This window comes from Tumidithrix elongata BACA0141 (assembly GCF_036349135.1).
GTDB lineage: Bacteria > Cyanobacteriota > Cyanobacteriia > Pseudanabaenales > Pseudanabaenaceae > Tumidithrix > Tumidithrix elongata.
Window position 1 is genome coordinate 1 of record NZ_JAZBJZ010000157.1, and the last position, 9331, is coordinate 9331.

The 9331-nt window shown below is 44.3% G+C and carries 9 protein-coding genes and 1 tRNA gene; 3 read left to right on the plus strand and 7 right to left on the minus strand.

Features of this window, described 5'->3' with window-relative positions; all coding sequences use genetic code 11:
- The first annotated feature begins 100 nt into the window (after nucleotides 1–100).
- Nucleotides 101–757, plus strand: a complete 657-nt coding sequence (locus tag V2H45_RS23410) for a Uma2 family endonuclease (RefSeq protein WP_330486108.1) — start codon at nucleotides 101–103, stop codon at nucleotides 755–757.
- A 424-nt stretch (nucleotides 758–1181) separates the two neighbouring features.
- Here V2H45_RS23410 and V2H45_RS23415 read toward each other — a convergent pair whose 3' ends face one another.
- The 7 genes from V2H45_RS23415 to V2H45_RS23445 all read right to left on the minus strand — a co-directional run bounded on the left by V2H45_RS23415 (nucleotide 1182) and on the right by V2H45_RS23445 (nucleotide 7518).
- On the minus strand, nucleotides 1182–1481 hold the full coding sequence (locus tag V2H45_RS23415) for a protein kinase (protein ID WP_330486109.1): 300 nt from the start codon (nucleotides 1479–1481) through the stop codon (nucleotides 1182–1184).
- Between the two features lie 118 nt (nucleotides 1482–1599).
- Nucleotides 1600–2358 (minus strand): Uma2 family endonuclease, encoded by a 759-nt coding sequence (locus V2H45_RS23420; RefSeq protein ID WP_330486110.1) that lies wholly within the window; start codon nucleotides 2356–2358, stop codon nucleotides 1600–1602.
- A gap of 102 nt (nucleotides 2359–2460) precedes the next feature.
- Nucleotides 2461–4557 (minus strand): endonuclease MutS2, encoded by a 2097-nt coding sequence (locus V2H45_RS23425; RefSeq protein WP_330486111.1) that lies wholly within the window; start codon nucleotides 4555–4557, stop codon nucleotides 2461–2463.
- A 6-nt stretch (nucleotides 4558–4563) separates the two neighbouring features.
- Nucleotides 4564–4719, minus strand: coding sequence for a hypothetical protein (locus V2H45_RS23430; RefSeq protein ID WP_330486112.1), 156 nt, complete (start codon nucleotides 4717–4719; stop codon nucleotides 4564–4566).
- 1188 nt (nucleotides 4720–5907) lie between these two features.
- Nucleotides 5908–6942 carry a M14 family metallopeptidase gene (locus tag V2H45_RS23435; protein ID WP_330486113.1) on the minus strand — a complete coding sequence of 345 codons (1035 nt, stop codon included), beginning with the start codon at nucleotides 6940–6942 and terminating at the stop codon, nucleotides 5908–5910.
- A gap of 27 nt (nucleotides 6943–6969) precedes the next feature.
- Nucleotides 6970–7056, minus strand: a tRNA-Ser gene (locus V2H45_RS23440).
- 246 nt (nucleotides 7057–7302) lie between these two features.
- On the minus strand, nucleotides 7303–7518 hold the full coding sequence (locus V2H45_RS23445) for a hypothetical protein (RefSeq protein WP_408648886.1): 216 nt from the start codon (nucleotides 7516–7518) through the stop codon (nucleotides 7303–7305).
- A gap of 323 nt (nucleotides 7519–7841) precedes the next feature.
- Here V2H45_RS23445 and V2H45_RS23450 point away from each other — a divergent pair, with 323 nt between their 5' ends.
- Both V2H45_RS23450 and V2H45_RS23455 read left to right on the plus strand, forming a co-directional pair.
- Nucleotides 7842–8960 carry a hypothetical protein gene (locus V2H45_RS23450; protein WP_330486115.1) on the plus strand — a complete coding sequence of 373 codons (1119 nt, stop codon included), beginning with the start codon at nucleotides 7842–7844 and terminating at the stop codon, nucleotides 8958–8960.
- 139 nt (nucleotides 8961–9099) lie between these two features.
- Nucleotides 9100–9309: a hypothetical protein gene (locus tag V2H45_RS23455; protein WP_330486116.1), complete on the plus strand. Its 210-nt coding sequence runs from the start codon at nucleotides 9100–9102 to the stop codon at nucleotides 9307–9309.
- Nucleotides 9310–9331: the final 22 nt, after the last annotated feature.

A 9331-nucleotide genomic window follows, 5' to 3' on the forward strand; every position in this document is an offset into this window, starting at 1 on the left:
ATTTTCCTCAAATCCCTTCCTACTCTTGTTTGTATTTTTAGAGATGCCCTTAAGTGCTGTACAATAGAAGTCAACAGAGAAAAGCAGCTAAGAGGTAGAGATGTTTACTTCGCCAGTCAAAACATCCTTGCAATCTGAAACACAAACGATTGTGTTGCAACCTGTAAGTTGGCAAACCTATCGATCACTTCTGACCGAGTTAGGAAATAATCGAGCTTCGCTCATTTCTTACGATCGCGGTGTGTTGGAGATAGTCATGCCTTCAGGTCTACATGAGTTTTTTAGTCGCCTCTTAGAAGCGATTTTGCGCGTTTTAGTAGAAGAATATAACTACAGCCTTCGGGGATATGGTTCCATGACGTTAGATCGCGAAGATCTTGAAGTCGGGGCAGAGCCTGATTCTTGCTTTTATATCCAAAGTTTTTCAAAATTGCGTGGGGTGGAAATTGACTTAGCGATCGATCCTCCTCCCGATTTAGCGATTGAGATAGATCTCTCAAGTGGCTCTAGTCGCAAATTTAGCATTTACGCTCGTTTAGGAGTTGGCGAACTATGGCGATATACGCGCAGTCGAGGTGTAACCATCTATCAACTGCAAAATGGCAAGTACTTAGAATGCGAGTCAAGTCCCACATTTCCTCCGATCTCTAGCTTAGTGTTGACTGAATGGCTACAGCAGGCTGACATCCTCGACGATATCGCTTCGATCCGAAACGTGCGATCGTGGGTAAGCGCAAATAAGAGATTGAAGAATTGATACGATGATCGTGCTTCAACTTACGAAATTTTCTCGATGTCCGATACATTCACGTTCATCTTTATTGGCCCCAATACTTGGAATTCCCACTCAAGATTGAGGAGTATATTCTGAGATTGTTAGTACTGGATTTTGACACTTTCGGATAAAATTAAGTAATCGAATAGATTTACTAAACTAGCAGCTATGTCTCAAAGACTCCCCTTAAACCTTGCTACATGGCAAGGGGCGTTAATTGGCTCTTGTTCCACACTTGTCTTAGCTTTCGCTATAGAACCCATTTGGTATCTTTTCCTGTGATACTTAGCTTTGCAGCAAGCCGTCATTCAGCGATCTACGATAGAGGCAGCTAAAGAAAGCCGTTTTCTGCCAGAAAACAGAGAAACCCAGCTAGCTACAAGGCTTCTGTCTCCTAGATTAGATCTCAAATGGGTTCTATAAACTCTTGCACTAAATAAAACTGATTTCCCTCTGCAAAATGTCCGTAGAGTTCAGGGATGCGATGATTGCTAGCTTTGCCTAAATCCTCTAAGATTTTTGCCTCTTTCTGAAACCGTTCTCGCTTTTGATTTGCCATCCATTCGTTTTCATTTTCAAATAGCTTCAGTTGCTTGACTACACAACGACGCTTGGAGGGCATCTGAATATCTTCTGCTAAGAATGTTTTACCGAAAGATCCTTCACCTAAAACCTCAAGAATGTTATAGCGATTATTAATCATCATAGGATTTTTTATAGAAAAAACTTATCCCTGCCATTAAGAACATGAAAAAAGTCTATCACGACCTAGGTAATTGATAAAAGCACTAAGTGATATGTGCAAAGCTTTCCCCTTTCAAACTCTAAATTTCATTAAGATCGACTCCAAGAGCACGTAGGCGTGCAGCTAAGTTCTCTTTTTGCATCCGTTCTTTTTCGGCGATCGCTTCAGCCACTAACTTCGCTTGGCGTTCCTGTTCTGCTTCCGACAAATAGCGATCGCCATTCTTGTCATACCAATACAGCCATTCCCTTTGCCAACCAAGATGCTCGCCGTTCTCATAACCCAAACCCAAATCTAACTCTGGCATCCACACAAAAGCTTTACTGTCCTTTTGGATAACATTAAGAGAAATGAGCTTATACTCACCCGATATCAGTTTATAGACTTCCAATCTATCTCTATATTTGTGCCGTCCTCTTCTACCGCTCAGTGGATTATAGATAGCATAATAGAGAATACCTAGAGCTTGATAATCTTCAAGTTTACCCTCATATTCACCATTATATTTCTCTGAAACCACCTCTAAAGCTATTACTGGCGTAATGTAGTTCTCTTCCCATAAAACATAGCTTAGCCTGCCTCTTTCACCTGTATCGCGTTTAACGCCCACTGCTAAAAAGCCATCAGGAACGATTGCAGGCTCATCAGGATTGTAGTAAACCGCCATGTCTATACCAAAGTACCAGTCATCGCGCTTTGCCCAGATAAATGACAGCAGGAATAGCAACAGGTTAGGAATGTCGTTTTGAAGCTGATTGTCCACAGGGGTTTCATCAGAGCAGGACAGTTGCTCGGCAGTTGGCAGGGCGCGATTTTGCTGATAGCTGAGGTTGACCATAGCTTTATCAAGCGTAAAGTGAATTATCAAGCGTAAAATAAATTATACAGTCATATTCTGGCTCGTGGCATTAGAACTCCTACAAAATGCAGACAAAGGGATTCAGATTTTCTCGATATCCGATACATTGACATTCATTTTCATCATTCCTAATCGCACAGAAATTTCACTTGAATCCGCAGAGACCGAGAGAACTTGAGCAACTTTATCCAGTTTGCGAATGCGAATGCGATCGCCGACCTTGGGCAGATAGCGATCGCTGGCTGTAGCTGGCGAATTTTTGGCAGATTTCTGTTCCGAGGGCAGATGGCGCTTGCCGAGTTCTTCCATTCGTTTTTCTGCATGTTGGGCTGTCTGTGCCGACTGATCGCCCTGTTGCAATTTGCGAATCACCCTCGCGATTTCTTTTTTTGCCTGCATAATTGCCGCTGTCACTTCCTTCTCTTGATTATTTCGCAATTCTAGGGCATGGGATTTTAGCTGGGTATATTTATCGAGAATTTCATTGTGTAACTTCTCCGTATCCTTCAGGAGTCGAGCCGCCGCCTCAGTATTTTGATTTTGCTGACGACGCTGAATTTCTAATTCTGAAATTACCGTATTCAACTCAGCAGAGCCATAGCCAACATGCCCTTGAGCCATTCCTAAGATCGTTTCTGGCAAGCCCAATCGCCGTGCGATCGCCAAAGCATTCGACCGACCAGGAATTCCCCAGAGCAATCGATAGGTCGGCGCGAGAGAAGCATCATCAAATTCCACGGAGGCATTCTCAAATTTGGGATTCTGATATTTCAAGGTCTTAAGTTCGCCAAAGTGCGTGGTAGCAATGGTTAAACTCGTATGATTTGCGAGATATTCTAATAAAGCCGTAGCGATCGCACTGCCTTCCGATGGGTCAGTCCCCGCTCCTACTTCATCTAAAAGCACGAGGGAATCATTACTAATCGCTGAGAGAATGCGACTAATGCGGCGAATATGCCCTGAAAACGTGGAAAGATTTTGTTGGAGCGATTGCTCGTCGCCAATATCCGCCAGTACCCAATCGAACCAAGGCAGCTCCACAGGTTCTCTCGCAGGAATAAACATTCCCACCTTTGCCATCAAAGCTACCAAGCCAAAGGTTTTCAGCGTGGCAGTTTTACCACCAGTATTGGGCCCTGTAATCACCACAACATGAATCTCTGGGGAGATCAGCACATCCACAGGAACGACTTCTCGTCCTGACTCGTGGTGCTGCTGCCAAACCAACAGAGGATGGCGCAGTTGGCGCAGTGTAATCGCAGTTCTATCCCGTACAGAATTCACCTTGGCATTCAAAATAGAATTCCATTGGGGTGGATTTGCTCCGAGCCAATAGGCATAACGAGCGCGGGCGATCGCAAGGTCAATCTTGGTAACAATAATTAATAAGCGCTGTAAGTCTTCTACGACTTCACTGACGCGATCGCTGAGCTGGCGCAAAATTACTTCGATTTCCGTTTGTTCTTGGCGCACCAACTGGCGCAATTTATTATTCAAAGGAACGATCGAGTTGGGTTCCACAAATAAAGTCATACCCGTACTGGACGTGTCATGCACCACACCGGGGATTTGGTCTTTTTGCGGCGCTTTCACAGACAGCACATAGCGATCGCTGCGTTGGGTAATTACATTCTCTTGCAGGGCATTTTGCCGCCGTTGCATAATTCCCTGTAGGCTGTTATAAATCTGGTCGCGCACTTGGCGTAAAGAGAGGCGAATAGTCCCTAATTTCTCGGAAGCTCGATCTAAAACGGAACCACTCTCGTCAATACAGTTATATATTTCCTGCTCTATCTCAGGATAGGTGCGAAGTTCGCTGACTAAATTTTGTAAATTAGGACAACCCTCAGCATTGTCTAAGGTGCGCCGTAGGTTTCGGGCTCCTGCGAGGGTGGTAGCGATCGCCAGCAGTTCCTCTGAGGACAAAATCCCTTGTCGCTCGGCTCGTAATAACGCAGTGGTGATATCTTGCACACCCTCGATGGAAACACCACCAATCAATTTGGTTTCGAGAAAATAGGCTTCCTTTGTCTGCGTCAGCAGTTCTAGGCTTTGCTCGTAGGTATCAGGAATTGGGAGACGGCTCGACGCGATCGCGCCCAATTTTGTCGAGGCAAATGTCGCCAAGTGCTGACATACCCTTCCCCATTCCAACAATTCTAAAGTTTCTGCCTGCATTCAATCTCAAACGATACCTGTAATATCCGATGTTACCAGATGTTCTGTAGGACTTGCCAAGGCGATCGCTGGGCAAATCTTTTCATGCTGTAAATTTTTGATGAATGATTGTGGCGATCGAAGCAATTCCCAGTGCTTGCCCAGATGACTAGGGGCAGACACTTAAATATCAGTAATTAGCAAAACTTCATGTATGCTAAGATCGGTCAAGGCAATCATGCTCTTCCCTTAAATATGTTACGGCTTTCGTCTGATTTATTTGCGTAACGGATTAATCGTATGAGCACTGAACAGCAAAGGTATTTACGGAGTTTTATTGGCAGAGAAGTTATCACACTCAATGGGGTTGTGATCGGGAAAGTTCACAAGTTGAATCTAAATGCGGACGATGAAATAGAATCACTAATGATTCTGTCTTCCTGTCTTTTTCCAGTTCCAGAGAAATATCGCACCTTATATATGATGAATATGGATGAGATAGAAATCTATAACCCTGAGTTCCTATTGGCGCGAAAGGGAGCAGAGCAGAGACTAGCTAAAGTTACTACTGGCTTAATAGATCGTTTTATCATCAGGCTTCCATTCCCTCGAAAGCTATTTTTCTCCGATCATTCTGTACCAATAAATGCATCTAGAGCATCTAGATTCTTTGATGACAATTCTGGAACTTCGCCAATAGCTGTAAGACCTAAAAAGCCCTCCCCGATCCTACCTGACGCAAGTGTTGACAGAACCCAGTCAATCTAGTGGACTACTACAACTAACTTACTATGACCTGGTATATCGCTCATTCAATTATGTATGTGAAGTTCAAAGATGGAATACAAGATAAATATCCAATTTGGGGGAAATTGACCATACCCGAAACCAATGAAAACAAAAAAATTGAAGATATTCTTTGTCGTTGTCACACTACTTGCCTTATTTTTTAGCAGATTACTCAACCACGATCGCTTCGTAATTCTCAATAGCGGGTAGGGACTGAAAGCCAGCGCCGAGAGCAGCGTCACCCCTTGCAAAAATTGAGCTACATCCAATGCTGCTGCATCGCTCAATCCTGCCAGTAAAAAAAGATGTAATTGCTCAACCTAGAAGGAATCAGGGTTTCAGCCTATAAATTGTCTCAAAAACTAGCTAAATGACACCATTCTCATTTGTCAAACGATAATTTGCTGATATATAGATAAAATAGAGGTAAAATCGACTTTTTGACAGTCATTTTTTGTTGATTTTACTAAGTTGAGCAATTACAAAAAGATGACTAGATTTTGGAAATTCCCGCTGCGATCGCCTTACTAAACTTAAGCCACGCCTTAGTTTAGCCGATCTAAATTTAGATTGTGATTAGAGCTAAATTTTTAACCGTTCCATTAAATAGCAGAGGCAATCTTGGCGAATAATGTGGGGCTGTAACGTCAACATAGAGGGCATTACAGGTAAGCGAGTTCGGATGGCTCCTTGGTCATAGCTAAAAAAGCGATCGCTGACATCTTGCCCAGACTCATCCCAAGCTTCTAAATAGGCGCGATCGCCAGTGGCGCGAATATCTCCCAGTTTTGTACCTACAGGCAGTTCGCAAAAGTTGAGGCGATCTAGATCGGCAGGAAAATAAATATCTCGGTTTGAAGTTTGAGGCTTGAGATCCACGGTCGAATGCTGAGGATTTAGATCGGCAAAACCAAAACTGACCGATGGGGGAATCTTTGCGATCGCCACTGTATGAAACAGGTCAATATCGGTAACTTCTCGATCGGAAATTGATTCTAAAGCTAAGCAGGTTTCTAAATACTCAAGGGCATGGGCAGTACCATCAGGTACATCGGGTTGCCCGCACTCGATCACAATCGACGGACATAGTTCCGCAAAAGCGCAGGACTGAACCGTTTTGGGGGTGGTGTAATAAACGACGGTGCGACTGAACAATTTCGCCAAATTGAGCGATCGCCGATCGAGTCTGGTAATGCAACCGTAATGAGGATTTAACCCAGTGTTGTTATGAACGTCGATACTGGCAAACACACCCCGCGATCGCATGGACTCGATCACCTGCTGCGCCATTTTTTGTTCGGGGCTGTCGCCAGGCTGCCAAATGCGATTGTAATCAGGCTGATCGTCGAGATGCCTTTGTCTGTACCTTGCCGCAGACACATTGCCAAAAAAAATGGAGAGCGATCGCGGTAAGACCTTCCCTTGATAGCGTTGCAACAGCGATCGCATTGCCAACCAGCTTGTGGTTTCATTGCCATGCAGCAAAATTGAGACAAACAAAGGTGCTTGTCTCTCACCCTCAAGGTGAATTAACGTGGGTGTTTCTAGAAGCTTATATAAATCTGTGACCTCAAGTTCTAGCAAACCTTGGGGCAAATGCTCAAGCACATTTAGCATGGCGTATGTAGCATATCTAGATGTCAACGGAGAGGGAGGGATTCGAACCCTCGTTAAAGTTACCCCTAAACAGCATTTCCAGTGCTGCGCCTTCAACCACTCGGCCACCTCTCCTTTTGGGAGTACTCTATTTGAGCAACTCATCATACCAAAGCAAGCAACACATTTCCAGTACAAAATCGAAAAATTTGTTGCCGACATCGATCGCCCGTTACAAAATCAAAAAGAGGGCTCATGTAGCCCCCTTCTCAAATCCTCTCCCAGACAGGAATAGAGAAAAAACCTTAAAAAAAATATTCCCCCCTGCGCCCTTTTTAAGGTTTTAAAATTTTTTGCGTTTTACTTAAAGGACTCCCAAAACTAGACGCGATCGCGGCAAAATTGACCTGAGTGCAGGGTAACTTCACCAAAGTCGGGAATCCATGCGGCCCACTTACCATCGGGATATTCGCACATCAGTAAGGCTTCGTTAAAGCAGTAAGGATCGGGTAACTCAAGCAATGTCACCCATGCTGAATCTTGGGGCGATCGATCGTAATATTGACTGCGTGAAACCCCAGCCGTCGCTTTTTTCATTCTGATGTTAAGAGCAGCAGTTTTCATCTCTATTTACCTTGCCTTTACCTTATGTCAGGATTTACAACAATATATGTCTAATAGAGGCTGAAATCTCTCTATCAGATTAAAAATATTTCTGTAGCCTATGATACGAATAATTGATTTGCGATCGCAAGAAATTGTTTTAGAACTTAATACGGCGATTGAGAAAATCTGTAACTCTGTCCGAAGCATGGCGATAATGTTCGTTTGTTCTTGAAAGGGATCTCTCCTTATGGCTTTTGGTCGCGGAGATTATTTTCGCGATCGATCATTACAGTAACTCGATAGAAAGCTATTTTATGGCTCTGGATTCTAAAATTTGGGATAAAGATGACAAAAGGACTTGGCGAGAGGCAGGGAATAGGCTCCTGAGTTTGCTCGCGCATGAGAATTTGGAAGTGCGTCGCCAGGCAGCCCGTAAAATCGGCTGGTTTTACACGCAAGCCACAAAACAGCTCCATACCTATCACGACTTTGTTCAAGAAGAGAATGGCGAATTTACAGACAACGAAATCACCAACGGTCTTTACGAACGCGAACAAGAGATCTGCGATCGTTTACCACCCTTACCCCAAATGTTTGAAATCATTCAGACCTTAGAGATCGATGGCTTCGGCATAGCAGGTGTATTTTTATCGGCTTTGAGCGAAGCCGAGGATAAACTCCTCGCTCGCCACCGCAGGTTTGATTTACATCAATGGTTGTGGCATACCTTGGCGCGATCGCCAACTTTGGAACCTTTGTCAACTCTTTTGACGCTCACCTTTGACTGTCTTGGCTTCCATATTGCCATGCGTTTTTTAGAAGATGTTGAAGCCGCTTGGCGTTGTTTAGACCTAGGACGAAGAGATGTTGCCTATTTGATTGCTATGTATCTCTCCGATCGCCCAGTCGATGGCATGGAACCAGTTCTCATGGCATTGGGATGCGATCGCGATCCAGAGGTCGTTCGTCGTATCTCTTGGCATTTAGCCTACTACTACCATGTCTTGCATCCCCAAGGTGCGCTCTTGGGTTATGTGGAGCAGATCCAGGGGTTGCCAGAAATCGATCTGTTTTTGCTGCAAAATCAGCGGGAGTCAAGCGAATCTACTAGCGAATCCCCTTTTGCGGCGATAGTTTACGCTCAAGGGAAGGGAAATTATTTGGAAGATGAGATCGCCAGAAAATGGCTCGATCGCATTTGCCCTGCCTGCCAAGATGGAATACCCATAGGCGATCGAGAGTTTCCCTATGAGATTCCTCCCATGCGCAACTGGCAGCAAATGGGATTTCGCGTTGAGTATTGTCGCTACGACGATTCCTCCTCACATAATGAAGAGGCTCCCAATTGGTATAGTGTAAAGGTTTGGGGTAGAGATTGTCTTGATTGGAATCCTAAGCTGCGAATAGCCAAAACCCAAGAGATCCAGTCTTGAATCCAATCACTTAGGATTGCATAGGCGATCGAAGGGTTAGATTGGATGAGTTATGATATAGCCTAGAATCGTAAGGACAATTCATGAATTGCTCTTACATACAAATTAGCCTGCCGCGATCGCTTAAACCTGACTTGCCATGCAGAACTCAAACACACAACCTAAACCCAAAGTTAGTCGAGGATTTCTCTTGACCTTAGGCGTGCTTGCGGTTCTGGCGGCGATTAGCAAACCTGCGATTCAATGGGGGAAAGCGCAATATGATGCCTATAAAGCGAGTACCACCGACCTAACGGCAACCAATACGAAGTATGCATATCTAAGAGCGTGTTTGAGAAGTTTAGGGTAGAAAAAAAGCCCCCAAAGTTATA